Genomic DNA, 23,405 nt, shown 5'->3' with positions numbered 1-23,405 from the left:
AGAGATTCGGCTTTTCCTTTTCCCGAAACGTTTGCGTCAGGAAACGCCGCGCGGTGGGGTGGGGGCCGTGCCGGCCGCGTCGGTTCCTCCAGAACCGTGGACTGGTGCGCCACCTTGTCGGCCCGCAGCGCCGTCGGCGCGACCATCCGCAGATGCACGTACTGGATCGGCGGGACCACGTTTGCCACTGACCACGAGCCGGGCCAGTTTTACCACCTCGCTGGCCTCGCAAGGCGCGGCGAGTACGGTTGCACTCACTAGCGCACAGGCCAACGCACGAATAACTGAGGGCATGCGGTGCTCCACCTTGAAGGCAAACAGCAAAAGACAGCATGCAGTGTGATGGCGCTCACGGGCCATTGCCAGCGCGACCCGACGAAATGCGCCTTTCGCGGGATGAATTGCAGCCAGGCCGATTGGAGGGCGATCGGCGGCGTCGTGTCTTGAAGCGATGCTCGACCGGCCCCGAGGTGGGCTTGCCCGCACTGAGCTTGGCGGGGCTGAAATGAGCGCAGAAATTAAAAACGGGCCGTGAGGCCCGTTTTCAGTTTCTTGGCGGAGAGGGCGGGATTCGAACCCGCGGTGGGCTATTAACCCACACACGCTTTCCAGGCGTGCGACTTAAACCGCTCATCCACCTCTCCAGCAGCCCGCTAGTATAGCGCGTTCGCGCGCTTCCAAGAAGAATGACGCAGAACTTTTGCCTGCAGGTGCGTGTCAGGTGGGCCTGCAGACCGAACCGCAATTCGATGCTTCAGCCTTTTTTGGCCCGTGCGCGCGCCAATGCAGCCTCGATCACGGCGCGCTTTCGGTCGAGTTGCGCAGGGTCCGTCAGCCGCGATGCAGCGGCAACATCCGCGAGTTTGTCTTCCGCCTTCTTCATTAGGCGCTGTTCCTGTTCGTGGGCATCCCGCGGAACGCGAATGCTCCGGAACTCATAGCGTTCGCGCGCCTGAGCCGCCAAGTCACTGCTCCATGCCGCCCAGCCTGTGGCCGTGGTGACCTCGGGCAGGGTGATGCAGTCCACCGGGCAGGCCGGCACGCACAGTTCGCAACCGGTGCATTGCGATGCCACCACCACGTGCATGCTCTTCGGAGCGCCCACGATGCAATCGACCGGGCAGGCCTTGATGCACAACGTGCAGCCGATGCACCAGGCCTCGTCAATGACGGCCACGCCGCGCGTGGCTTCGATGCCGTTCTCAGGGTTGAGGGGCAAGGCCGGCCGGCCAGTCAGCTCCGACAAGCGAGCCACGCCTTCCTGGCCGCCTGGAGGGCACTGGTTGATCTGCGCCTCTTCGGCGGCCACAGCCACGGCGTACGAGCGGCAATCTGGGTAGCCGCATCGCGTGCATTGGGTTTGCGGCAGCGCCGCGTCGATGCGATCGACGAGCGTCACGCCTTGCGATTGCGGCTGCGGGTGGAGGGTGCTGCTTTGGCCGGGCTGCCGGACTTCACGCTCGTGAGCGGTGCCGCGTCGTACTTGGCGATGAAATCTCGCACCTGCGGGTACACGTTCTCGCGCCAGCGGCGGCCCGAGAAGATGCCGTAGTGACCGGCGCCGATGGCGTCGTAGTGATACTGGTGCTGCTTCGGCACGCCCGCGCACAGGTCGTGAGCCGCCTTGGTTTGGCCGGCGCCGGAGATGTCGTCGAGTTCGCCTTCCACCGTGAGCAAGGCGGTGCCGGTGATGTCTTGCGGGCGCACGAACGCGCCATCGACCTGCCACGTGCCGTTCACCAAGGCGAAGTCCTGGAACACGGTCTTGATGGTGTCCAGGTAGTACTCGGCCGGCATGTCGAGTACGGCGTTGTACTCGTCGTAGAAGCGGCGGTGGGCCTCGGCGCCTTCGTCGTCGCCGCGCACCAGGTCCAGGAAGTAGTCGTAGTGAGACGTCAGGTGGCGGTCCGGGTTCATCGCCACGAAGCCGGTGTGCTGCAAGAAGCCGGGGTAAACCTCGCGTCCCGCCCCGGGGAAGTTGGTCGGCACGCGGTAAATGACGTTGTTCTCGAACCAGCTGAAGCTGCGGTTCATGGCCAGGTTGTTGACCGCCGTGGGGCTCTTGCGGGCGTCGATGGGGCCGCCCATCATGGTCATGCTGCGGGGCGTAGCTTCTCCGGCGCTCGCCATCAAGCTGATTGCGGCCAGCACCGGCACGGTGGGCTGGCAGACGGACATCACATGGCAGTCGGCACCGCCCACCAGGCGGATGAACTCCTGCACGTACTTGATGTAATCGTCCAGGTGGAAGGGGCCGACTTCAAGCGGCACCATGCGCGCGTCGGTCCAGTCGGTGATGTAGACCTTGTGGTCCTTCAGCAGTTGTTTGACCGTTTCGCGCAGCAGCGTGCTGTGGTGGCCGCTCAGCGGCGCCACCACAAGCACGGTCGGCTGATCTTTCATCTTGGCCAGCACGGCCGGGTCGTCGGTGTAGCGCTTGAAGCGCAGCAGCCGGCAGAACGGCTTTTCCAGCGGCACGAGTTCCTGCACCGCCACTTCGACGCCGTCGACCTCGACCGACTCGATGTCGAACTCAGGCTTTTCGTAGTCCTTGGCCAGCCGGTGCATCAGATCCAGCCCGGCCGACATGCGCTGCGACAGCGGCGTGTGCGCAAACGGCGACAGCGGATGGCTGTACAGCTTGGCCGACGCCGCGGCGAATTCCGAGAAGGGGCTGAGCAGGGCGCGCTGGGTTTCGAAGAACTGATACAGCATGGCAAGCCTTCAGGAAGGGCTGGAAAAGGCTGTCATGGTGCCAGAAAACGGTTGCAGCGTTGTGCGCTGCAACATTGGATTGGCGGTCAAACCGCCAATCGTCCGCATTTCCTGGCGGCGCGGGCTCAGCCGCGCATCACAGCGGCCATGCCTGCCGCCACGGTCGGCAGGTTGGCTTCGTTCAGCGCAGCGACGCAGATGCGGCCAGAATCGACGCCGTAGACGCCAAATTCGGCGCGAAGACGCTGCATTTGGGCAGCGGTGAGGCCGGAGTAGCTGAACATGCCCAGTTGTTCGGTCACGAAGGACAGGTCCTGCGTCACCCCAGCCGTCTTCAGGGCCTGCACCAAGGCTGTGCGCATGGCCTTGATGCGCACGCGCATGCCGGCCAGTTCTTCTTCCCACATGGCGCGCAGCTTGTCGTCAGACAGCACGGCAGCCACCACCTGGGCGCCGTGCGTCGGCGGGTTGGAGTAGTTGGTGCGGATCATGATCTTGAGCTGCGACAGCACGCGCACGCACTCTTCATCGCTGCTGCACACCACGCTCAGGGCACCCACGCGCTCACCGTAGAGCGAGAAGCTCTTGGAGAAACTGGTCGAGACGAAGAAGCCCACGCCGGCGGCCTGGAACTGGCGCACGGCCTCGCCGTCTTCCTTCAAGCCGAACCCGAAGCCTTGGTACGCCATGTCCAGGAACGGCGTCAGGCCCTTGGCCTTGACGGCCGCGACAACTTCGGCCCACTGAGCCGCGCTGATGTCATAGCCGGTCGGGTTGTGGCAGCAGGCATGCAGCACCACGACGGTGCCCGCGGGCGCGGCATTCAGCGCGGCCAGCATGCCGGCGAAGTTGATGCCTTTGTTGGCTGCGTCGTAGTAGGGGTAGGTTTCGACCGTGAAACCGGCCTGCGTGAACAGCGCGCGGTGGTTTTCCCAGCTCGGGTCCGAGATCAACACCTTGGCGTTGGGGTTGAGTTGCTTCAGGAAGTCGGCGCCGATCTTGAGCGCGCCGGTGCCGCCCAGGGCTTGCACGGTGGCGACGTTCTTGAGTTCGCTGCCGAACACCAACTTTTGAACCGCCTTGTCGTAGGCGGCGATGCCGTCGATGGGCAAATAACCGCGCGGCTTGGGCGCTGCGGCCATGGCGGCCTCGGCTTCGCGCACGCACTGGAGCAGCGGGAGCTTGCCGGCTTCGTCGTAGTACACGCCCACGCCGAGGTTGACCTTGCCCGGGCGGGTGTCGGCGTTGAACTGTTCGTTCAGGCCCAGGATGGGGTCACGGGGGGCAAGGGCGACGTCGGCGAACAAAGAAGACATGTCGAGGTTCCTGAAAGGGCGTTGGCAGGAGGTGGGAGGTCGGGGAACGCGCGCTGCGCTACCCTGCCAGGTTTCGCAGCGCAGCAATTTTGCCCGTGAACCCAGGGAATTCCCCATGCAAGAAGCCTTGAACGCCCCCGCCAGCCCGGAAAGTGACACGGAGCCGCGCAAGGGCGAATTCGTCAGCTTCGAAGGCTCACCATTTCAGCTGTTCCAGCCTTTCCCGCCGGCGGGGGATCAGCCCACGGCCATCGGCCAATTGGTGGAGGGGGTGAATGACGGTTTGAGCTACCAGACGCTGCTGGGCGTGACGGGTTCGGGCAAGACGTTCACGATGGCCAACGTCATCGCCCGTCTCGGGCGGCCGGCCATCATCTTTGCGCCCAACAAGACGCTGGCGGCCCAGCTGTACAGCGAGTTCCGCGATTTCTTCCCCAACAACGCAGTCGAATATTTCGTCAGCTACTACGACTATTACCAGCCCGAGGCCTACGTGCCGCAACGCGACCTGTTCATTGAGAAGGACAGCGCGATCAACGAGCACATCGAGCAACTGCGCCTGAGTTGCACCAAGAGCCTGCTGGAGCGGCGGGACGTGGTCATCGTGGCGTCGGTGTCGGCGATTTACGGCATCGGCAACCCGAGCGATTACCACCAGATGGTGATGACGCTGCGGGTGGGCGACAAGATGGGGCAGCGGGACGTCATCGCGCACCTCATTCGCATGCAGTACACGCGCAACGAGATGGAATTCACCCGCGGCCATTTTCGTGTGCGCGGCGACACCATCGACGTGTTTCCGGCGGAGCACTCGGAATTGGCGATCCGCATCGAACTGTTCGACGACGAGATTGACGGGTTGTCGCTGTTCGACCCGCTCACCGGGCAAATTCGCCAGAAGATCCCGCGGTTCACCGTGTACCCGAGCAGTCATTACGTGACGCCCCGCGACCGCGTCTTGGCCGCGGCGGAGGCCATCAAGGAAGAACTGCGCGAGCGGGTCGGCTTCTTCGTGAAGGAGGGCAAGCTCGTCGAGGCGCAGCGCATTGAGCAGCGCACCCGCTTTGACCTGGAGATGCTTCAGGAAGTGGGGCACTGCAAAGGCATCGAGAACTACACCCGCCACCTGTCCGGCGCGCAGCCGGGCGACCCGCCGCCCACGTTGGTGGATTACCTGCCGCCAGACGCCGTCATGTTCCTGGACGAAAGCCACGTGCTGATCGGCCAGTTCGGCGGCATGTACAACGGCGACCGCGCCCGCAAGACCACCTTGGTGGAGTACGGCTTTCGCCTGCCTTCGGCGCTGGACAACCGGCCACTGAAGTTCGATGAGTTCGAGCGCAAGATGCGCCAGGCCATCTTTGTGTCGGCCACGCCGGGGCAGTATGAGCAGGACAACACCGGTCAAGTGGTGGAGCAGGTCGTGCGGCCCACCGGCCTGGTGGACCCGGTGGTGGAAGTGCGCCCCGCCACTCATCAGGTCGATGACGTGCTGCAAGAGATTCGCTTGCGCGTGGAGGTGAACGAGCGCGTGCTCATCACCACGCTGACCAAGCGCATGGCCGAGCAACTGACCGACTACCTCAGCGACAACGGCGTCAAGGTCCGCTACCTGCATTCCGACGTGGACACGGTCGAGCGGGTCGAAATCCTGCGCGATTTGCGCCTGGGTGCCTTCGACGTGCTGGTGGGCATCAACCTGCTGCGCGAAGGCTTGGACATCCCCGAGGTGTCGCTGGTGGCCATCCTGGACGCCGACAAGGAAGGCTTCCTGCGTGCCGAGCGCAGCCTGATTCAGACGATTGGCCGGGCCGCGCGCAATTTGAACGGCAAGGCCATCCTGTACGCGGACCGCATCACCGAGTCCATGCGCAAGGCCATTGGCGAGACCGAGCGGCGGCGTGCCAAACAAATCGCATTCAACGAAGAGCATGGCATCACGCCGCGCAGCGTCCAAAAACGCATCAAGGACTTGATCGACGGGGTGTACTCCGAAGAGTCCGGGCGCGACGAGGCGAAGTTGCTGGCGGCAGCGCAGGTCGAGGAACTCTCCGAGAAGGACCTCGCCAAACGCATGGCGCAGATGGAAAAGCAAATGCTGGAGCACGCTCGTAACCTGGAATTCGAGCAGGCGGCTCGGTTGCGGGATCAACTGGCTCAGCTCCGCGAGCAGGCGTTCGGTGCCCGTGTTCACGACAACGTCGTGCCCTTGAGTGCGGCGCGATCGGGTGGACCGGGGCGCTGACCGCCAGCTTCGGCAAAGGTTCGGCGTGAATGGCCCTTGAACTCAAGGGGCCACCGTGGGGCGCCACCCAGAAATCCTTTAGTCGAGTAAAATAATCGGAAATGATTTGCTCGGCTATTGTGCCGAGCTCGCCGGGTTAACCCGCAATCATTTGTCCAGGACAAGTTTTGGTCCTGCCATCTCGCAAAGGAGTTTCAGATGCGTCTCACTACCAAAGGCCGGTTCGCAGTCACCGCAATGTTGGACTTGGCGCTGCGCGAGAATACGGGGCCGGTGGCCTTGGCGGCGATCAGTCAACGTCAACAGATTTCGCTGTCATACCTGGAGCAGCTGTTCGGCAAGCTTCGCCGGCATGAGCTGGTCGAAAGCACGCGCGGCCCGGGTGGCGGTTACTCGCTCGGCCGCAAGTCCGAAGACATCACCGTGGCAGACATCATCGTGGCGGTTGACGAGGCGCTGGACGCCACGGGCTGCGGCGGCAAAGAAAACTGCATGGGCGAAGACGCCGGCCGCTGCATCACCCACGAACTCTGGACGAACCTGAACGCCAAGATGATCGAATACCTCGATTCCGTCTCGCTGCGCAAGCTGGCCGACGAGCAGCTCGCCAAGGGCTTCGAGGTAGAAGCGGCGCCGGTCAAGCGTGCCATCTCCAGCCAGCCGGTGCTCAAGCCCATCCGCGTGACGGCGCCCAACTCGGTGTTCGCACTGGGCGGTGCATTCAGCAAGTAAGTCAGAAGAACTCCAACAAGCAGTCGTTCCATGGACATGACCCCGCACTTCCCGATCTACCTCGACTACGGCGCCACCACGCCGTGCGACCCCCGCGTGGTAGACGCCATGATTCCCTGGCTGCGAGAGCATTTCGGCAACCCGGCTTCGCGCAGCCACGCCTGGGGCTGGGAGGCTGAAGAAGCCGTCGAAAAAGCCCGTGTGCAGGTGGCTGAGCTGATCGGTGCCGATCCGCGCGAGATCGTCTGGACGTCGGGCGCCACCGAGTCCAACAACCTCGCGATCAAGGGCGCGGCACAGTTCTACAAGACCCGCGGCAAGCACCTGATCACCGTCAAGACCGAGCACAAGGCGGTGCTGGACACCATGCGTGAGCTGGAGCGCCAGGGCTTCGAGGTGACCTACCTCGACGTGCAAGAGAACGGGCTGCTCGATCTGGAAGCCTTCAAGGCTGCCTTGCGCCCGGACACCATCCTGGCCTCGGTCATGCACGTGAACAACGAGATCGGCGTGATCCAGGACGTCGTGGCGCTGGGCAACCTGTGCCGCGAGCGCGGCGTGATCTTCCACGTCGATGCCGCGCAGGCCACGGGCAAGGTCGAGATCAATCTGGCCGAGTTGCCGATCGACCTGATGAGCCTGGCGTCGCACAAGACTTACGGCCCCAAGGGCATTGGTGCGCTGTACGTGCGCCGCAAGCCCCGCGTGCGCCTGGAAGCGCAAATGCATGGTGGCGGCCACGAGCGTGGCATGCGCTCGGGCACGCTGCCGGTGCACCAGATCGTCGGCATGGGTGAAGCGTTCCGCATCGCCCGCGAAGAGATGGCGTCGGAAGGCGAGCGCATCCGCGCGCTGCACAACCGCCTGGTGCAAGGCCTGTCGGGCATCGAGCAGACCTTCATCAACGGTGACCTGGAGCGCCGCGTGCCGCACAACTTGAACATCTCGTTCAACTACGTGGAAGGCGAGTCGTTGATCATGGGCGTGAAGGGCCTGGCGGTGTCGTCGGGTTCGGCCTGTACCTCGGCCAGTCTGGAGCCCAGCTATGTGCTGCGCGCACTCGGCCGCTCGGATGAACTGGCCCACAGCTCGCTGCGCATGACGATTGGCCGGTTCACGACCGAAGAAGAGATCGATTACGCCGTCAGCGTGCTGACGGATCGTGTCGCGAAACTGCGCGAGCTGTCCCCCCTGTGGGACATGTACAAGGATGGCATCGACCTGTCGACCATCCAATGGGCGGCCCACTGAGCCCGCTAGGAGAGATTCATGGCATACAGCGACAAGGTCGTTGACCACTACGAGAACCCCCGCAACGTCGGCAACTTCGACAAGGGCGATGACGACGTCGGCACCGGCATGGTCGGCGCGCCGGCCTGCGGTGATGTGATGAAGCTGCAGATCAAGGTGAACCCGGCCACCGGGCTCATCGAGGACGCCAAGTTCAAGACCTACGGCTGCGGCTCGGCCATCGCGTCCAGTTCGCTCGTGACCGAATGGGTCAAGGGCAAGAGTCTGGACGAGGCGCTGGCCATCAAGAACACCCAAATCGCCGAAGAACTGGCTCTGCCGCCGGTGAAGATCCACTGCTCCATCCTGGCGGAAGACGCCATCAAGGCTGCGGTGGACGACTACCGCGCCAAGCACAGCAGCTGATATGTCCGTCACGCTGACCGAAGCCGCGGCTCGCCACGTCAAGCGCTACATCGCCAAGCGAGGCAAGGGCGTGGGCGTGCGTCTGGGCGTGAAGACGACCGGCTGCTCGGGCCTGGCCTACAAGCTGGAGTACGCCGACGAAGTGGCGCCCGAGGATGTGGTCTTCGAGGGGCACGACGTGAAGGTCTTGATCGACCCGAAAAGCCTGCCCTACCTGGACGGCACCGAATTGGACTTCGTTCGCGAAGGCCTCAACGAAGGCTTCAAGTTCCGCAACCCGCGCGAGAAGGACCGCTGCGGCTGCGGCGAATCGTTCCGTGTGTGATCACCCGCTGAAATTGCGCGGAGCGCGGCATTGCCGCGCTTTTGCTTTTCATTGACCGCCATGCGCTTGACCGACAACGACTTCCAGCTTTTCGGCTTGCCTGAGACCCAGGCGCAGGACCGCGCGGCGATTGATGCGCGTTGGAAGGCGTTGCAGGCCGAGGTTCACCCCGACCGGTTCGCGGCCGAAGGTGCGGCCGCGCAGCGTGTAGCCATGCAATGGGCGATGCGGGTGAACGAGGCCTACCAGCGCCTGAAGGACCCGCTGAAGCGGGCGGCCTACCTGTGTGAACTGCGTGGTGCGGCCGTTGGGGCCGAGAACAACACCCAGATGCCCGCAGCCTTCCTGATGCAGCAGATGGAATGGCGCGAGGCGCTCGACGAGGCGCGTTCAGCGGCCGCACTCGAGGCGCTGGACGATGAAGCAGCGACGGCCGAGTCTGCTGCATTGGCAGCCGCCGCGCGCTTGCTGGACAACGAAAACAATGCGGCCGCGGCGGCTGCGCAGGTGAGGGCGCTGATGTTCATTCAGCGCTTCCGTGCCGATATTGACCAACGCCTGGCGGCGCTGGATGCCTGACCCCTATGGCTCTTCTTCAAATTTCCGAACCGGGTGCTTCGCCCGACCCGCACCAGCGCCGCATTGCGGTCGGCATCGACCTGGGCACGACGCACTCGCTGGTCGCCTCGGTGCGCCATGGCGTGGCTGAGTGCCTGCCCGACGAACAGGGCCGGGTCATCCTGCCGTCGGCCGTGCGCTACCTGCCCGAAGGCCGCCGACAGATCGGTGCGGAGGCGCTGGCAGCGCAAGCTGACGACCCTGAAAACACCCTGGTGTCGGTGAAGCGCTTCATGGGGCGCACGGTGGCGGACATCGCCAACCGCGATCAGTTGCCCTACCAGTTGGAAGACCGCCCGGGCATGCTCGCCATTGCCACGCGCGACGGCTTGAAGAGCCCGGTCGAGGTGTCGGCTGACATCCTGGCCACCCTGCGCTTCCGTGCGGAAGACAGCTTCCTGGACGACTTGTTCGGCGCCGTGATCACGGTGCCGGCCTATTTCGACGACGCCCAGCGCCAAGCGACCAAAGACGCCGCGGAGCTGGCTGGCTTGAAGGTCTTGCGCCTGATCAACGAGCCCACGGCTGCAGCCATCGCCTACGGCTTGGACAACGCCAGTGAAGGCCTTTATGCCGTGTACGACCTGGGCGGCGGCACCTTTGACATCTCGCTGCTGCGCCTGACGCGTGGCGTGTTCGAGGTGGTGGCCACGGGCGGCGACGCCGCGCTGGGGGGTGACGATTTCGACCGGGCCCTGGCTGACTGGGCGCTGGCAGGGCGGGTGTTGGCGTCGGCCCACGACAAGCGCGCGGTGCTGGTGGCGGCGCGTGCGGCCAAAGAGGCGCTGTCCGATGCTGAATCCACCGAGTTGGTGGCGGCGCTGGATGACGGGGAACTGCGTGTGGCCGTCAGCCGCGCCCAGTTTGAAGAACTCGCGCAGCCGCTGATCGCCAAGACACTGACGGCCGTGAAGCGCGTGCTGCGCGACGCCAAGGTCAAGCCTGCGGACGTGCAGGGCGCCGTCATGGTCGGCGGCTCAACGCGCATGCCGGTGGTGCGACGCGCGGTCAGTGAACTGTTCGGCCGCGAGGTGCTGACCAATCTGAACCCCGACGAGGTGGTAGCGCTGGGTGCCGCCATCCAGGCCAACCAGTTGGCCGGCAATGCCGCCGACGGTGAGATCTTGTTGCTGGACGTGATTCCGCTCTCGCTGGGGCTGGAAACCATGGGCGGACTGGTGGAGCGCGTGATCGAACGGAACTCCACGATTCCGGTTGCCAAGGCGCAAGACTTCACCACCTTCAAAGACGGCCAGACGGCCATGGCCATCCACGTGGTGCAGGGCGAGCGCGAGCTGGTCAGCGAATGCCGCTCTTTGGCCCGCTTCGAGTTGCGCGGGATTCCGCCCATGGCCGCCGGCGCGGCGCGCATCCGCGTCAGCTTTCAGGTCGACGCAGACGGATTGCTCAGCGTGGCGGCCGAGGAGATGACGTCCGGCGTGCAAGCCGCCATCACGGTCAAGCCCAGTTATGGCTTGGCGGATGACGAAATCGCCCGCATGTTGAAAGACGGCTTCTCCAGCGCCGATGCGGACATGGCCGCGCGCAAGCTCCGTGAGGCGCGTGTGGAAGCCGAGCGCATGGTGCTCGCCACCCGAAGCGCGTTGGCTGCCGATGGAGACTTGCTGCCCGAGGCTGAGCGCGAGGCCTTGGAAGCGCGCCTGTCGGCCCTGGCCGCCATGACGGACGATGCCGACGCGATTGACGCCGCCACCAAGGCGCTGGCCGAAGCCACCGAAGGCTTCGCGGCCGAGCGCATGAATCGAAGCATCGCCCGCGCGCTGACCGGCCGCGACGTCTCGGCCCTCTGACCCTTTCGCCCCATGCCCGTCATCAACATCCTCCCTCACGCCGAGTACTGCCCACAGGGCGCCACCGTGACGGCGCCGTCCGGCACGTCCATTTGCGAGGCGCTGCTCGACCACGACATCCACATCGAGCACGCCTGCGACCAAGTGTGCGCCTGTACCACCTGCCATGTCATCGTGCGCCAAGGCGGCCGCTCGCTCAGCGAGATGGAAGAGGGTGAGGAAGACATGCTGGACCGTGCCTGGGGCTTGGAGCCTGATTCGCGACTGTCCTGCCAGGCCATCCTGGGGCAGCAAGACATCACGGTCGAGATTCCGAAGTACTCGATCAACCACGCCAAGGAAGGCAAGTGACCGCGGTGACGCGCATCCTCGGGTTCGAGTCGTCGTGTGACGAGACCGGGGTGGCGCTGATCGAGGTGGAGGGCGGTCGCCCCCCTCGGTTGCTGGCGCAGGCCCTGCACAGCCAGATCGCCATGCACCAGGCATACGGTGGCGTGGTGCCCGAGCTCGCGTCGCGGGACCACGTGCGGCGGGTGCTGCCGCTCACGCGGGAGGTCATGGCCCAGGCGGGCCTGGCGCTGAGTGACGTGGATCTGATTGCGTACACGCAAGGTCCGGGCTTGGCGGGGGCGCTGCTGGTGGGGGCGGGGGTGGCCGTGTCATTGGCCGCGGCGCTGGAGGTGCCAGCTTTGCCCATCCACCACTTGGAAGGCCATTTGCTGTCGCCCTTTTTGTCTGCCGACGCGCCGGAGTTCCCGTTTGTGGCCTTGTTGGTCAGCGGAGGGCACACCCAGCTGATGCGGGTGAGCGACGTCGGCCTGTACGAGATCCTCGGCGAGACGATTGACGATGCGGCCGGCGAAGCGTTCGACAAGAGTGCCAAACTGCTCGGCTTGCCTTACCCGGGTGGCCCGCATCTGGCACGGCTGGCGGAATTCGGCAACCCGCAGGCCTATGCATTGCCGCGTCCCTTGCTGCACAGCGGCAAGCCTGACTTCAGCTTCGCCGGCCTCAAAACGGCCGTGCTGACGCAGGTGAAAAAACTCGGTGACGCGCCGTGCGATCAAGCCAAGGCCGACTTGGCGGCCTCCACCCAGGCGGCGATTGTTGAGGTGTTGGTGAAGAAGTCGCTGCTGGCTCTGAAAGAGTCAGGCCTCAGGCGGTTGGTTGTTGCCGGCGGCGTTGGGGCGAACGCGCAACTGCGGGAGCAACTCAATGCGGTCTGCGCCCGCCGAGGCGTGCGTGTGCACTACCCGGAGCTGTCGCTCTGCACCGACAACGGCGCCATGATTGCGATGGCGGCCGCGCTGCGGGTGCAGCGCGGCATGGCCAAGCCCCGACGCGACGGCGGCTTTGAAGTGCGACCGCGCTGGGACCTGTCAGCGGCTTAAAGCACGGCGAGTTCGCCGCCGTTCTCGGCCACGCGCTTGGCGAGTCGCAGCGACAGCACGCCGTTCTCGAACCGGGCCTCGGATTGGGCGGGCTCGAGCTCCACGGGCAGCGAGAAACTGCGGGCGTAGCTGGCCGCGCGGCGCTCACGGTAGAGCATGCGGGAGCCATCGGTGGGGGCTGCGTGGTCGGCGGTCACGGTCTCGACGTGCACGCGGCGACCGTCGACGCGAACTTTGACGGCTTCCTTGGCCACGCCAGGCATGTCCAGCGTCACTTGGTAGCCGGCCTCGTGTTCGCTGACATCGAGCGCCGGTGTGCGGGTGGTTTCCACATCGAATTGGCGCAGGGCACGAACGACTTGGCGGGGGTGGGTCAGGTAGAACATGAGGGTCAACTCCGTTGGTTTGCGCTGCTGGGCCAGTCGGGAGCAGCACCCGATGGAGCGGAGATAGGGCGGCCGGGCAGGTGGGTCAAGAGGCTGCGCGACAGTCGATTGATGGATGTCACTTAAAAGCGTTGCGCAGCGAAAGGTGCCCTTGAAACGGATTCGTTCCACCCCGATCTCCACGGGCTCGCCTTCGTGCGCCCGACCCATCGACCCGCAGGTGCAGGCTTTGCGCTAGAATCTGCAGGTTGTGCGCCGTCAGGTGTGCGATACCAGCACGGCTCGGGGTGGTTTCCCCCGTGTCCGCAAGTCAACCCTCCGGAAACCGTCTGCGGCAGCATGCTTTTGTGCATCTCGCCCGGCCGGACTTCCGAAACCTTTTGGAACTCAAATGTCCATCGCCGAAAAGAAGGCCGAAATCGTCAAGGCCAATGCACGCAGCGCCAATGACACCGGCAGCCCCGAAGTCCAAGTCGCTCTGCTGACCGCCCGCATCAACGACCTGACCCCCCACTTCAAGACGCACGCCAAGGATCACCATGGTCGTCGCGGTCTGCTGAAGATGGTCAACACCCGCAAGAGCCTGCTGGCTTACCTGAAGCGTGTGGACTCGGCCCGCTACGTTGCGCTGATCCAGAAGCTGGGCCTGCGTAAGTAATTTCGCGTATCCCGCAAGGAGCCTGTCTGGTCCTCAAGCCCAGTACAGGCTCTTTGTCCATCTGCCGGAACCAAGCTGACGTGGTCGCGGATCATTCCAAGACGGCTCGTCGTCGAGTCGCCTTGGAATGGCATCTGGGCCAAACCCAGCCTCGTTTCCGGTGTTCACCGGGCGCTCTGCAAGCGATGCAGTCGCCCACCACAACCAGGAGATGAGCATGTCCATGTTCAACAAAGTCACCAAGTCGTTCCAATGGGGCCGTCACACGGTCGTGATGGAAACGGGCGAAGTTGCCCGTCAATCCAGCGGCGCTGTCCTCGTCAACATTGAAGGCACCGTCGTGCTGGCCACGGTGGTCGCCAAGACCGAAGCCAAGGCCGGTCAAGATTTTTTCCCGCTCACCGTCGACTACCTCGAGAAGACCTACGCCGCCGGCAAGATCCCCGGCAGCTTCTTCAAGCGTGAAGGCCGCCCGAGCGAGCACGAGACGCTGACCAGCCGCCTGATCGACCGCCCGATCCGCCCGCTGTTCCCGGAAGGCTTCTTCAATGAAGTCCAGGTCGTCGTGCACGTGGTCAGCCTGAACCCGGAAGTGCAGGCCGACATCGCCGCCATGATCGGCACGTCCGCAGCGCTGGCTGTCTCTGGCATCCCGTTCAACGGCCCGATCGGCGCCGCTCGCGTGGGCTATGTCAACGGCGAGTACACGCTGAACCCCAGCAAGTCCGAGCTGGTCAACAGCCAGATGGACCTGGTGGTCGCCGGCACGCAAGCCGCGGTGCTGATGGTCGAGTCCGAAGCCTCGGGCCTGTCTGAAGAGGTCATGCTGGGCGCCGTCGTGTTCGGCCATGAGCAGGGCAATGTGGCCATCGCCGCCATCAACGAGTTGGTCAAGGAAGCCGGCAAGCCAGCCTGGAACTGGACCGCGCCCGCCAAGGACGAGGCCTTCATCGCCAAGGTCAACGGCCTGGCCGAAGGCCCGTTGCGTGAGGCCTACCAGATCCGCTCCAAGCAAGCCCGCACGCAAGCCTGCCGTACCGCTGCTGCGAACGTCTTCGCTGCGCTGACTGCCGAAGGCGTGTCCTTCGACAAGGTCGAAGTGGAAGGCCTGCTGTTCGAGATCGAGGCCCGCATCGTCCGCAGCCAGATCCTGGCCGGCGAGCCGCGCATCGACGGCCGCGACACCCGCACCGTGCGCCCGATCGAGATCCGCAACGGCATCCTGCCGCGCACCCACGGTTCGGCCCTGTTCACCCGTGGTGAAACCCAGGCGCTGGTGGTGGCCACCCTCGGTACCGACCGCGATGCTCAACGCATCGACGCACTGGACGGTGAGTTCGAAGACCGCTTCATGCTGCACTACAACATGCCCCCCTTCGCCACCGGCGAGACGGGCCGCGTGGGTTCGCCGAAGCGCCGCGAAATCGGCCACGGCCGTCTGGCCAAGCGCGCGCTGGTCGCCGTGCTGCCGAGCAAGGAAGAGTTCCCGTACTCGTTGCGCGTGGTCTCCGAGATCACCGAGTCGAATGGCTCCTCGTCGATGGCTTCCGTCTGCGGCGGCTGCCTGTCGCTGATGGACGCCGGCGTGCCGCTGAAGGCGCACGTGGCCGGCATCGCCATGGGCCTGATCAAGGACGGCAACCGCTTTGCCGTGCTGACCGACATCCTGGGCGACGAGGATCACCTGGGCGACATGGACTTCAAGGTGGCCGGCACGTCCACGGGCATCACCGCCCTGCAGATGGACATCAAGATCCAGGGCATCACCAAGGAAATCATGCAGGTCGCTCTGGCGCAAGCCAAGGAAGCCCGCCTGCACATCCTGGGCAAGATGGTGGAAGCCATGGGCAGCGCCAACACCGAGGTGTCGCAGTTCGCTCCGCGCCTGTACACGATGAAGATCAACCCCGAGAAGATCCGTGACGTGATCGGCAAGGGCGGCGCCACCATCCGTGCGCTGACCGAAGAGACCGGCACCACGATCGACATCGGTGAAGACGGCACCATCACGATCGCCTCGACGGACGCCGAGAAGGCCGAAATGGCCAAGAAGCGCATTGCCGAGATCACCGCCGAAGTGGAAGTGGGCAAGGTCTACGAAGGCCCGATCGTCAAGATCCTGGACTTCGGCGCCCTCGTGAACCTGCTCCCGGGCAAGGACGGTCTGCTGCACATCAGCCAGATCGCCCATCAGCGCGTCGAGAAGGTGACCGACTTCCTGCAGGAAGGCCAGGTCGTCAAGGTCAAGGTGCTCGAGACCGACGAAAAGGGTCGCATCAAGCTGTCCATGAAGGCGCTGATCGACCGTCCTGAGCAGCAACCTCGCGAAGCTGCTCCGGCCCCTGAAGCCACGCCCCCGGCCGCGGAGTAATCACCGCCCCATGCGCGCGATCGCCATCACCCGCCCCGGCGGGCCCGACGTGCTGGAGCTGGCCGAGCGGCCGGACCCGGTCGCGGGCCCGGGCGAGTGCTTGATCCGCGTGTCGGCGTCCGGCATCAACCGGCCGGACGTGCTCCAGCGCAAGGGGGCGTATCCGCCCCCGCCGGGTGCGAGCGATCTGCCCGGCCTGGAGGTTGCTGGCGAAATCGTGTCGGGCGATGTGCAGGCGCTGGCTGCTCATGGGTTCGCCGTGGGCGACAAGGTCTGCGCTTTGGCGAATGGTGGTGGCTATGCCGAGCTGTGCGTCGTGCCGGTGGGCCAGTGCTTGCCGGTGCCTGCCGGCTGGACGATGGCGCAGGCCGCGAGCCTTCCGGAAACCTGCTTCACCGTCTGGGCCAACGTGTTCGATCGCGTCGGCCTGCAGCCCGGCGAGACGCTGCTGGTGCATGGCGGCTCCAGTGGCATCGGCGTCACGGCCATCCAGATGGCCAAGGCGCTTGGCGCCCGGGTGTTCGTCACGGTGGGCGGTGCCGACAAGGCGAAAGCCTGCCTCGCGCTGGGCGCCGAGCTGGCGATCAACTACCGCGAGCAGGATTTCGTCGCGGAAGCCAAGGCCGCCACGGGCGGGCGCGGTGTGGATGTCATCCTCGACATGGTCGGGGGCGACTACATCGGCCGCGGCGTGCAAGCGCTGGCCGAAGACGGCCGCCTGGCCTTGATCGCCGTACAGGGCGGTGTGAAGTCCGACATCGACGCGGGCCTTGTGTTGCGCCGCCGGTTGACGATCACGGGCAGCACGCTGCGCCCGCGCTCGACCGCCTTCAAGGCTGCGCTGGCGCGCTCGTTGCGCGAGCGAGTCTGGCCGTTGATCGAGGCGGGCCGGATCAAGCCGGTCATCTACCGCGAGTTGCCGGCCGTCCAAGCAGCCGAGGCGCATGCACTGATGGAATCCAACCAGCACATCGGCAAGATCGTGCTGACCTGGTGAAGGAGTGGAGATGAGAAAGAAGCTCGTCGTCGGCAACTGGAAGATGCATGGCAGCCGCGCTGCCAACGCGCAGTTGCTGGCGGGCCTCAAGGAGGCGGGGCCGTGGAACGCAGATGTTGCCGTCTGCGTGCCGTTCCCGTACATCGCTGAAACTGCGCTGGCGTTGACCGGTACGGCCATGGCGTTCGGTGCTCAAGATTGCTCGTCGCATGAGCAAGGCGCCTACACCGGCGAGGTCTCCAGCGCGATGTTGCAGGACATCGGCTGCCGCTACGTCATCGTTGGGCATTCCGAGCGGCGTGCCTACCATGGCGAAAGCGATCAGCTCGTTGCTGACAAGGCAAAGGCAGCGCTCGCCCATGGCGTGACGCCCATCGTTTGCGTGGGTGAGACCCGTGCTGAGCGTGAAGCAGGCCAGACGGAGGCTGTCGTCAAGCGCCAACTGGCTGCGGTGATTCACACCCTGGGTCACTGCTGCGGCGAAATGGTTGTTGCCTACGAGCCGGTTTGGGCTATCGGCACCGGACTGACCGCAACGCCCGCACAAGCGCAGGCGGTGCATGCGGTTCTGCGTGCGCAGTTGCAGGCGGCAACGGATCGCGCGCCGCTGATGCGTGTGTTGTACGGTGGCAGCGTGAAGCCGGACAACGCGATGGAGTTGTTTGCGCAACCGGACATCGACGGTGGCTTGATCGGAGGCGCAGCCCTGAAGGCGGCGGATTTCGCGGCGATTTGCCGCGCGGCCGCGCACTGAGTAGAACGCGCGCCGTCCGACGGCCGCAGATGAGTTTTGATGGAGTGTTTGGAATGCAGTTTTTTGCGAATCTGGTGCTGATTGTTCAACTGTTGTCGGCGCTGGCCATCATTGGCTTGGTGCTGGTGCAGCACGGCAAAGGAGCCGACATGGGGGCTTCGTTCGGCAGTGGTGCCTCCGGCAGCCTGTTCGGTGCGACCGGCAGCGCGAATTTCCTGTCGCGCAGCACGGCGGTTGCTGCCACGCTCTTTTTCGGATGCACCCTGGGGCTGGCCGCTTTGTCGAATGGCCGAGTGACGGGATCCTCGTCGGACAGCGTGTTGGACCGCGCACCCGCTGCGGCCGCGGCAGCTTCCGGCGCGGCCGCGATTCCAGGCGCGATCGTGGCGCCTGCAGCATCCGCACAGCCCGCTGCTTCGGCGGCCGCGAACTGATACCTGATCAAAACCCTCGCTTCTTGCCCGAGAGGGCGTAAAAAGCGGTATAGAATGCGAGGCTGTCTAGCAAGGAAACCCTCCCTGCTTGCTGGGCAAATTGAGTACCTGCCGTCGTGGTGAAATTGGTAGACACGCTATCTTGAGGGGGTAGTGGCGAAAGCTGTGCGAGTTCGAGTCTCGCCGACGGCACCAGAACAATGAAGCGGCCTGTCGCTGCAGCGAGTCGATTCGATTCCAGTGCAGCAAGGTTTCAGGCGGGCGCGATCCGCGAGCGATATCTTAGGATTCGCTGGTGGCGCGCCTGTTTGCTTTTGTGGCCGGCTTTTTCGGCGGCCTCGTTGACGAAGACGTTTTAGTCGACCCGAGAAGGCATCTATGAATCTCGATCAATACCTGCCCGTCATCCTCTTCATCTTGGTCGGCGCGGTGGTTGGGATTGCGCCTCAGGTGCTTGGTGCCCTGTTGGGCCCGAATCGGCCAGATCAGGCCAAGAATTCCCCTTACGAATGCGGCTTCGAGGCCTTTGAGGACGCGCGCATGAAATTCGATGTGCGCTACTACCTCGTCGCCATCCTTTTCATTCTGTTCGACCTGGAAGTTGCCTTCCTGTTCCCCTGGGCCGTGGCGCTCAAGGAAATCGGCGCGACGGGCTTCTGGGCGATGATGATCTTCCTCGGCATCCTCGTCGTGGGCTTTGCCTACGAGTGGAAAAAGGGCGCCCTGGACTGGGAATAAGCGTTCGCCGACACAAGCTGGGAATTCCAAATGGGTATTGAAGGCGTCCTGAAAGAGGGCTTTGTGACCACCTCGGTCGACAAGCTCATCAACTGGTCCAAGACGGGTTCGCTGTGGCCGATGACCTTTGGTCTGGCCTGCTGCGCCGTCGAGATGATGCACGCCGGTGCCGCGCGCTACGACATCGACCGTTTCGGCATGTTGTTCCGGCCAAGCCCGCGCCAGTCCGACCTGATGATCGTGGCCGGTACGTTGTGCAACAAGATGGCGCCGGCCCTGCGAAAGGTCTACGACCAGATGGCTGAGCCGCGCTGGGTGTTGTCCATGGGCTCCTGCGCCAATGGCGGTGGTTACTACCACTACAGCTACTCCGTCGTGCGCGGCTGTGACCGCATCGTGCCGGTGGATGTCTACGTGCCGGGCTGCCCGCCGACGGCTGAGGCGCTGCTCTACGGCATCCTGCAGCTGCAGGCCAAAATCCGCCGCGAAAACACCATCGCCCGCTGAGCCTCGGAATGAGCCACAACCTCGACACCTTGGCCCAAAACTTGGGCACCGTCCTCGGCGATCGCGTCGTTGAACTGAAGAATGCGCTCGGCGAGCTGACGCTGACCGTGCGTGCGGCGGACTATTTCCAAGTGGCGACAACGCTGCGGGATCACGCCGAGCTCAAGCTTGAGCAGTTGGTCGATCTCTGCGGCGTCGACTACAGCACCTACGGCGAGGGTGCCTACGAAGGCCGGCGTTACGCCGTGGTCAGCCACCTGCTGTCGGTCTCCAAGAACTGGCGCTTGCGCTTGAAGGTCTTCGCCACCGATGACGACTTCCCCGTGGTGGCTTCGGTCACGCCGGTCTGGAATTCGGCCAACTGGTTCGAGCGCGAAGCCTTCGACATGTACGGCGTCATCTTCGAAGGTCATAACGACCTGCGCCGCATCTTGACCGACTACGGCTTCATCGGCCACCCGATGCGCAAGGACTTCCCGGTGTCGGGTCACGTCGAGATGCGCTACGACGCTGAGCAAAAGCGCGTGATCTATCAGCCCGTGACGATCGAGCCGCGTGAGATCACGCCGCGGATCATCCGCGAAGACAAGTACGGCGGCCTCTGAGTCTGTAAGCCATGGCAGAAATCAAGAACTACACGCTGAACTTCGGCCCCCAGCACCCGGCTGCACACGGCGTGCTGCGCCTGGTGTTGGAGTTGGACGGCGAAGTCATCCAGCGCGCCGACCCGCACATTGGCCTGCTGCACCGCGCGACCGAAAAACTCGCCGAGCAGAAGACCTTCATCCAGTCGCTGCCCTATATGGACCGCCTCGACTACGTGTCGATGATGGCCAACGAGCACGCGTACTGCCTCGCCATCGAGAAGCTGATGGGCATCGAGGTGCCGGAGCGCGCGCAGTACATCCGCGTGATGTTCGCGGAGCTGACCCGCATCCTGAACCACCTGCTCTGGCTGGGCTGCCACGGCCTGGACTGCGGTGCGATGAACATCCTCATCTACTGCTTCCGCGAGCGTGAGGACATCTTCGACATGTACGAGGCGGTGTCGGGTGCGCGCATGCACGCGGCCTACTTCCGTCCGGGCGGCGTGTACCGCGACCTGCCGGACAGCATGCCGCAGTACCAGGTCAGCAAGATCAAGAACGCGAAGACCATTGCCCAGCTCAACGAGAACCGTCAGGGCTCCCTGCTGGACTTCATCGAGGACTTCTGCCGTCGCTTCCCCAAAAACGTCGACGACTACGAAACCCTGCTGACGGACAACCGCATCTGGAAGCAGCGCACGGTGGGCATTGGCGTGGTCACGCCGGAGCGGGCGCTCAATATGGGCTTCACGGGCGCCATGCTGCGCGGCTCGGGTATCGCCTGGGACCTGCGCAAGACACAGCCCTACGACGTTTACGCCAAGATGGACTTCGACGTGCCGGTCGGCACGAACGGCGACACGTACGACCGCTACGTTGTGCGCGTTGAGGAGATGCGCCAGTCCTGCCGCATCGTCGAGCAGTGCGTGAAGTGGCTCAAGGCCAACCCAGGCCCAGTCATCACCGACAACCACAAGGTGGCGCCGCCGGCCCGTGTGGACATGAAGTCCAGCATGGAAGAGCTGATCCACCATTTCAAACTCTTCACCGAAGGCTTCCACGTGCCGGAAGGTGAGGCTTACGCGGCGGTCGAGCATCCGAAGGGCGAATTCGGTATCTACATGGTCAGCGACGGTGCCAACAAGCCCTACCGCCTCAAGATCCGTGCGCCGGGCTTCGCTCACCTCGCGGCGCTCGATGAGATGGGCAAGGGCCACATGATTGCGGACGCGGTGGCCATCATCGGCACGATGGACATCGTGTTTGGCGAAATCGATCGTTGACAGGCAAGCGATGACGAGCAGCACTGACTACATCCTGAGCGACGCGACTCGCGCCCGCTTTGACCGCGAGGTCGCCAAATACCCCTATGAGCTGCGCCAGTCGGCGGTCATGGCTTGCTTGGCCATCGTCCAGCAAGAAGAGGGCTACGTTTCGCGCGCTGCGGAAGACGTGATCGCGGCACACCTTGGCATGGCGCCGATCGCCGTGTACGAGGTCACCACGTTCTACAACATGTACAACCAGCGCAAGCTGGGCAAGTTCAAGCTGAACGTCTGCGCGAACCTGCCCTGCCAACTGCGTGATGGCCAGAAGGCACTGGACCATCTGTGCAGCAAGCTCGGCATCGAGCAAGGCGGCACCACGGCCGATGGCCTGTTCACGGTCCAGAAGAGCGAGTGCCTGGGCGCCTGCGCTGACTCCCCGGTGATGCTGGTCAACGACCGTCAGATGTGCAGCTTCATGACGAACGATCGTCTGGACGAGCTGGTCGACACGCTGCGCGCAGAAGCCGCCAAGGCCTGAGGAAGACGATGCTGGACCTCTCCAAATTCCAAAGCACCGGCGCCGAGACCTGCTTCCACGGTCGCCACATCAGTCCGCAGATTTACGCGGATCTGAACGGCAAGAACTGGTCGATCAAGGACTATGAAGCCCGCGGCGGCTACGCGGCCCTGCGCAAGATCCTCGGCAAAGACGGTGGTGAAGGTCTGACGCCGGATCAGGTCATCGCTGAGGTCAAGACTTCAGCCCTGCGTGGCCGAGGCGGTGCGGGCTTTCCGACGGGCCTGAAGTGGAGCTTCATGCCCCGCCAGTTCCCCGGACAGAAATACCTCGTCTGCAACAGCGACGAAGGCGAGCCTGGCACGTGCAAGGACCGCGAGATCCTGATGCACAACCCGCACCAGGTCATCGAGGGCATGGCCATCGCTGCCTACGCGATGGGCATCACGGTCGGCTACAACTACATCCACGGTGAGATCTTCGAGGTCTACGAGCGCTTCGAGGCCGCGCTGGAAGAAGCCCGTGCCGCTGGCTACCTCGGCAACAACATCATGGGCAGCGCCTTCAGCTTCCAGCTGCATGCGCATCATGGTTTCGGCGCCTACATCTGCGGCGAGGAAACCGCGCTGCTGGAATCGCTGGAGGGCAAGAAGGGCCAGCCGCGCTTCAAGCCGCCGTTCCCAGCCAGCTTCGGCCTGTATGGCAAGCCGACCACCATCAACAACACCGAAACCTTTGCGGCGGTGCCCTGGATCATCCGCAACGGCGGCCAGGCCTACCTCGAGATCGGCAAGCCGAACAACGGTGGCACCAAGCTGTTCTCGGTGTCCGGCGACGTCGAGAAGCCCGGCAACTTCGAGATTCCGCTGGGTACGCCTTTCGAGAAACTGTTGGAGCTCGCCGGCGGCGTGCGCAAGGGCCGCAAGCTCAAGGCCGTCATTCCCGGCGGTTCGTCCGCCCCGGTGCTGCCGGCCGAGATCATGATGCAGTGCACGATGGACTATGACTCCATCGCCAAGGCCGGCTCCATGCTTGGGTCGGGCGCCGTGATCGTGATCGACGACTCCCGTTGCATGGTGCAGAGCTTGCTCCGCTTGTCGTACTTCTACAGCCATGAATCCTGCGGCCAGTGCACGCCGTGCCGCGAAGGCACGGGCTGGATGCACCGTGTGCTGGAACGCATCTACCACGGCGAAGGCCGCGCGGAAGACATCGACCTGCTCAACTCGGTGGCCGACAACATCCAGGGCCGCACGATCTGTGCGTTGGGCGACGCGGCTGCGATGCCCGTGCGCGCCATGATCAAGCACTTCAAGCACGAGTTCGTGCACCTGATTGAACACAAGAAGCCCCTGGTGGCTCCGACCTGAGCTGCCCAA

General features: G+C 64.2%; 24 protein-coding genes and 2 tRNA genes. 21 read left to right on the top strand and 5 right to left on the bottom strand.

Going from position 1 to position 23,405, the window contains the following annotated elements; translation table 11 throughout:
- Positions 1-553: 553 nt before the first annotated feature.
- The 4 genes from ACG01O_RS21240 to ACG01O_RS21225 all read right to left on the bottom strand — a co-directional run bounded on the left by ACG01O_RS21240 (position 554) and on the right by ACG01O_RS21225 (position 4,031).
- A tRNA-Ser gene (locus tag ACG01O_RS21240) sits at positions 554-644 on the bottom strand.
- A 110-nt stretch (positions 645-754) separates the two neighbouring features.
- A complete protein-coding gene (gene rsxB, locus ACG01O_RS21235; protein WP_394387495.1) occupies positions 755-1,399 on the bottom strand; it encodes an electron transport complex subunit RsxB in 645 nt (214 codons plus the stop codon).
- Positions 1,396-2,715, bottom strand: a complete 1,320-nt coding sequence (locus ACG01O_RS21230) for a polyhydroxyalkanoate depolymerase (RefSeq protein ID WP_394387493.1) — start codon at positions 2,713-2,715, stop codon at positions 1,396-1,398. Before ACG01O_RS21230 ends, rsxB begins: the two co-directional genes overlap by 4 nt.
- Positions 2,716-2,840: 125 nt before the next feature.
- Positions 2,841-4,031, bottom strand: coding sequence for an amino acid aminotransferase (locus tag ACG01O_RS21225; protein WP_394387491.1), 1,191 nt, complete (start codon positions 4,029-4,031; stop codon positions 2,841-2,843).
- Between the two features lie 115 nt (positions 4,032-4,146).
- Here ACG01O_RS21225 and uvrB point away from each other — a divergent pair, with 115 nt between their 5' ends.
- From uvrB to tsaD, 9 genes are all read left to right on the top strand, one after another.
- Positions 4,147-6,276: an excinuclease ABC subunit UvrB gene (uvrB, locus tag ACG01O_RS21220; RefSeq protein ID WP_394387489.1), complete on the top strand. Its 2,130-nt coding sequence runs from the start codon at positions 4,147-4,149 to the stop codon at positions 6,274-6,276.
- A gap of 198 nt (positions 6,277-6,474) precedes the next feature.
- On the top strand, positions 6,475-7,008 hold the full coding sequence (locus ACG01O_RS21215; protein WP_394387487.1) for a Fe-S cluster assembly transcription factor: 534 nt from the start codon (positions 6,475-6,477) through the stop codon (positions 7,006-7,008).
- A gap of 30 nt (positions 7,009-7,038) precedes the next feature.
- Complete coding sequence (locus ACG01O_RS21210) at positions 7,039-8,259, top strand: IscS subfamily cysteine desulfurase (RefSeq protein WP_394387485.1); 1,221 nt, start codon at positions 7,039-7,041, stop codon at positions 8,257-8,259.
- 18 nt (positions 8,260-8,277) lie between these two features.
- Positions 8,278-8,664, top strand: coding sequence for a Fe-S cluster assembly scaffold IscU (gene iscU, locus ACG01O_RS21205; protein ID WP_394387483.1), 387 nt, complete (start codon positions 8,278-8,280; stop codon positions 8,662-8,664).
- Between the two features lies 1 nt (position 8,665).
- Complete coding sequence (iscA, locus tag ACG01O_RS21200) at positions 8,666-8,989, top strand: iron-sulfur cluster assembly protein IscA (protein WP_394387481.1); 324 nt, start codon at positions 8,666-8,668, stop codon at positions 8,987-8,989.
- A gap of 60 nt (positions 8,990-9,049) precedes the next feature.
- On the top strand, positions 9,050-9,568 hold the full coding sequence (hscB, locus tag ACG01O_RS21195) for a Fe-S protein assembly co-chaperone HscB (RefSeq protein ID WP_394387479.1): 519 nt from the start codon (positions 9,050-9,052) through the stop codon (positions 9,566-9,568).
- A gap of 5 nt (positions 9,569-9,573) precedes the next feature.
- Positions 9,574-11,418, top strand: a complete 1,845-nt coding sequence (hscA, locus tag ACG01O_RS21190; protein ID WP_394387478.1) for a Fe-S protein assembly chaperone HscA — start codon at positions 9,574-9,576, stop codon at positions 11,416-11,418.
- 12 nt (positions 11,419-11,430) lie between these two features.
- On the top strand, positions 11,431-11,769 hold the full coding sequence (gene fdx / locus ACG01O_RS21185; protein ID WP_394387477.1) for an ISC system 2Fe-2S type ferredoxin: 339 nt from the start codon (positions 11,431-11,433) through the stop codon (positions 11,767-11,769).
- 5 nt (positions 11,770-11,774) lie between these two features.
- Complete coding sequence (tsaD, locus tag ACG01O_RS21180; protein ID WP_394387476.1) at positions 11,775-12,809, top strand: tRNA (adenosine(37)-N6)-threonylcarbamoyltransferase complex transferase subunit TsaD; 1,035 nt, start codon at positions 11,775-11,777, stop codon at positions 12,807-12,809.
- Here tsaD and ACG01O_RS21175 read toward each other — a convergent pair.
- A complete protein-coding gene (locus ACG01O_RS21175; protein WP_394387474.1) occupies positions 12,806-13,195 on the bottom strand; it encodes an Hsp20/alpha crystallin family protein in 390 nt (129 codons plus the stop codon). The two genes, tsaD and ACG01O_RS21175, sit on opposite strands and share 4 nt — an antisense overlap.
- 391 nt (positions 13,196-13,586) lie before the next feature.
- Between ACG01O_RS21175 and rpsO the strand changes: the two genes are divergently transcribed.
- The 12 genes from rpsO (at position 13,587) to nuoF (ending at position 23,396) form a co-directional block, all read left to right on the top strand.
- On the top strand, positions 13,587-13,853 hold the full coding sequence (gene rpsO / locus ACG01O_RS21170; RefSeq protein WP_268165882.1) for a 30S ribosomal protein S15: 267 nt from the start codon (positions 13,587-13,589) through the stop codon (positions 13,851-13,853).
- Positions 13,854-14,070: 217 nt separating this feature from the next.
- A complete protein-coding gene (pnp, locus tag ACG01O_RS21165; RefSeq protein ID WP_394387472.1) occupies positions 14,071-16,224 on the top strand; it encodes a polyribonucleotide nucleotidyltransferase in 2,154 nt (717 codons plus the stop codon).
- Between the two features lie 10 nt (positions 16,225-16,234).
- Positions 16,235-17,221, top strand: coding sequence for an NAD(P)H-quinone oxidoreductase (locus ACG01O_RS21160; protein WP_394387470.1), 987 nt, complete (start codon positions 16,235-16,237; stop codon positions 17,219-17,221).
- A 10-nt stretch (positions 17,222-17,231) separates the two neighbouring features.
- Positions 17,232-17,975 carry a triose-phosphate isomerase gene (gene tpiA, locus ACG01O_RS21155; RefSeq protein ID WP_394387469.1) on the top strand — a complete coding sequence of 248 codons (744 nt, stop codon included), beginning with the start codon at positions 17,232-17,234 and terminating at the stop codon, positions 17,973-17,975.
- A gap of 53 nt (positions 17,976-18,028) precedes the next feature.
- Positions 18,029-18,409 carry a preprotein translocase subunit SecG gene (secG, locus tag ACG01O_RS21150; protein ID WP_394387550.1) on the top strand — a complete coding sequence of 127 codons (381 nt, stop codon included), beginning with the start codon at positions 18,029-18,031 and terminating at the stop codon, positions 18,407-18,409.
- A gap of 110 nt (positions 18,410-18,519) precedes the next feature.
- Positions 18,520-18,604, top strand: a tRNA-Leu gene (locus tag ACG01O_RS21145).
- Positions 18,605-18,787: 183 nt separating this feature from the next.
- The gene (locus tag ACG01O_RS21140) at positions 18,788-19,147 is read left to right on the top strand and encodes an NADH-quinone oxidoreductase subunit A (protein WP_394387467.1); all 360 of its coding nucleotides are present in this window, start codon (positions 18,788-18,790) and stop codon (positions 19,145-19,147) included.
- A gap of 30 nt (positions 19,148-19,177) precedes the next feature.
- The gene (locus ACG01O_RS21135; protein WP_046113908.1) at positions 19,178-19,654 is read left to right on the top strand and encodes a NuoB/complex I 20 kDa subunit family protein; all 477 of its coding nucleotides are present in this window, start codon (positions 19,178-19,180) and stop codon (positions 19,652-19,654) included.
- Between the two features lie 8 nt (positions 19,655-19,662).
- Entirely contained in the window at positions 19,663-20,259 is a 597-nt protein-coding gene (locus tag ACG01O_RS21130; RefSeq protein ID WP_394387465.1) for an NADH-quinone oxidoreductase subunit C, read from the top strand.
- 11 nt (positions 20,260-20,270) lie between these two features.
- A complete protein-coding gene (locus ACG01O_RS21125) occupies positions 20,271-21,524 on the top strand; it encodes an NADH-quinone oxidoreductase subunit D (RefSeq protein ID WP_394387464.1) in 1,254 nt (417 codons plus the stop codon).
- A 10-nt stretch (positions 21,525-21,534) separates the two neighbouring features.
- Positions 21,535-22,047 (top strand): NADH-quinone oxidoreductase subunit NuoE family protein, encoded by a 513-nt coding sequence (locus ACG01O_RS21120; protein WP_394387463.1) that lies wholly within the window; start codon positions 21,535-21,537, stop codon positions 22,045-22,047.
- Positions 22,048-22,055: 8 nt separating this feature from the next.
- Positions 22,056-23,396 (top strand): NADH-quinone oxidoreductase subunit NuoF, encoded by a 1,341-nt coding sequence (gene nuoF, locus ACG01O_RS21115; protein WP_394387461.1) that lies wholly within the window; start codon positions 22,056-22,058, stop codon positions 23,394-23,396.
- The last annotated feature ends 9 nt before the right edge of the window (positions 23,397-23,405 follow it).

The sequence above is a fragment of the Pelomonas baiyunensis genome (assembly GCF_043555935.1).
GTDB lineage: Bacteria > Pseudomonadota > Gammaproteobacteria > Burkholderiales > Burkholderiaceae_C > Pelomonas > Pelomonas baiyunensis.
The sequence above is the reverse complement of the archived record's forward strand: the minus strand, read 5'-3'. Positions and strand labels throughout refer to the sequence as shown.

What these genes read in the sequence shown, in the direction of transcription:
- ACG01O_RS21230 (WP_394387493.1), bottom strand. Translation starts at nt 2,715, where the DNA reads ATGCTGTATCAGTTCTTCGAAACCCAGCGCGCCCTGCTCAGCCCCTTC.
- ACG01O_RS21225 (WP_394387491.1), bottom strand. Translation starts at nt 4,031, where the DNA reads ATGTCTTCTTTGTTCGCCGACGTCGCCCTTGCCCCCCGTGACCCCATC.
- uvrB (WP_394387489.1), top strand. Translation starts at nt 4,147, where the DNA reads ATGCAAGAAGCCTTGAACGCCCCCGCCAGCCCGGAAAGTGACACGGAG.
- ACG01O_RS21215 (WP_394387487.1), top strand. Translation starts at nt 6,475, where the DNA reads ATGCGTCTCACTACCAAAGGCCGGTTCGCAGTCACCGCAATGTTGGAC.
- ACG01O_RS21210 (WP_394387485.1), top strand. Translation starts at nt 7,039, where the DNA reads ATGGACATGACCCCGCACTTCCCGATCTACCTCGACTACGGCGCCACC.
- iscU (WP_394387483.1), top strand. Translation starts at nt 8,278, where the DNA reads ATGGCATACAGCGACAAGGTCGTTGACCACTACGAGAACCCCCGCAAC.
- iscA (WP_394387481.1), top strand. Translation starts at nt 8,666, where the DNA reads ATGTCCGTCACGCTGACCGAAGCCGCGGCTCGCCACGTCAAGCGCTAC.
- hscB (WP_394387479.1), top strand. Translation starts at nt 9,050, where the DNA reads ATGCGCTTGACCGACAACGACTTCCAGCTTTTCGGCTTGCCTGAGACC.
- hscA (WP_394387478.1), top strand. Translation starts at nt 9,574, where the DNA reads ATGGCTCTTCTTCAAATTTCCGAACCGGGTGCTTCGCCCGACCCGCAC.
- fdx (WP_394387477.1), top strand. Translation starts at nt 11,431, where the DNA reads ATGCCCGTCATCAACATCCTCCCTCACGCCGAGTACTGCCCACAGGGC.
- ACG01O_RS21175 (WP_394387474.1), bottom strand. Translation starts at nt 13,195, where the DNA reads ATGTTCTACCTGACCCACCCCCGCCAAGTCGTTCGTGCCCTGCGCCAA.
- rpsO (WP_268165882.1), top strand. Translation starts at nt 13,587, where the DNA reads ATGTCCATCGCCGAAAAGAAGGCCGAAATCGTCAAGGCCAATGCACGC.
- pnp (WP_394387472.1), top strand. Translation starts at nt 14,071, where the DNA reads ATGTCCATGTTCAACAAAGTCACCAAGTCGTTCCAATGGGGCCGTCAC.
- ACG01O_RS21160 (WP_394387470.1), top strand. Translation starts at nt 16,235, where the DNA reads ATGCGCGCGATCGCCATCACCCGCCCCGGCGGGCCCGACGTGCTGGAG.
- tpiA (WP_394387469.1), top strand. Translation starts at nt 17,232, where the DNA reads ATGAGAAAGAAGCTCGTCGTCGGCAACTGGAAGATGCATGGCAGCCGC.
- secG (WP_394387550.1), top strand. Translation starts at nt 18,029, where the DNA reads ATGCAGTTTTTTGCGAATCTGGTGCTGATTGTTCAACTGTTGTCGGCG.
- ACG01O_RS21140 (WP_394387467.1), top strand. Translation starts at nt 18,788, where the DNA reads ATGAATCTCGATCAATACCTGCCCGTCATCCTCTTCATCTTGGTCGGC.
- ACG01O_RS21135 (WP_046113908.1), top strand. Translation starts at nt 19,178, where the DNA reads ATGGGTATTGAAGGCGTCCTGAAAGAGGGCTTTGTGACCACCTCGGTC.
- ACG01O_RS21130 (WP_394387465.1), top strand. Translation starts at nt 19,663, where the DNA reads ATGAGCCACAACCTCGACACCTTGGCCCAAAACTTGGGCACCGTCCTC.
- ACG01O_RS21125 (WP_394387464.1), top strand. Translation starts at nt 20,271, where the DNA reads ATGGCAGAAATCAAGAACTACACGCTGAACTTCGGCCCCCAGCACCCG.
- ACG01O_RS21120 (WP_394387463.1), top strand. Translation starts at nt 21,535, where the DNA reads ATGACGAGCAGCACTGACTACATCCTGAGCGACGCGACTCGCGCCCGC.
- nuoF (WP_394387461.1), top strand. Translation starts at nt 22,056, where the DNA reads ATGCTGGACCTCTCCAAATTCCAAAGCACCGGCGCCGAGACCTGCTTC.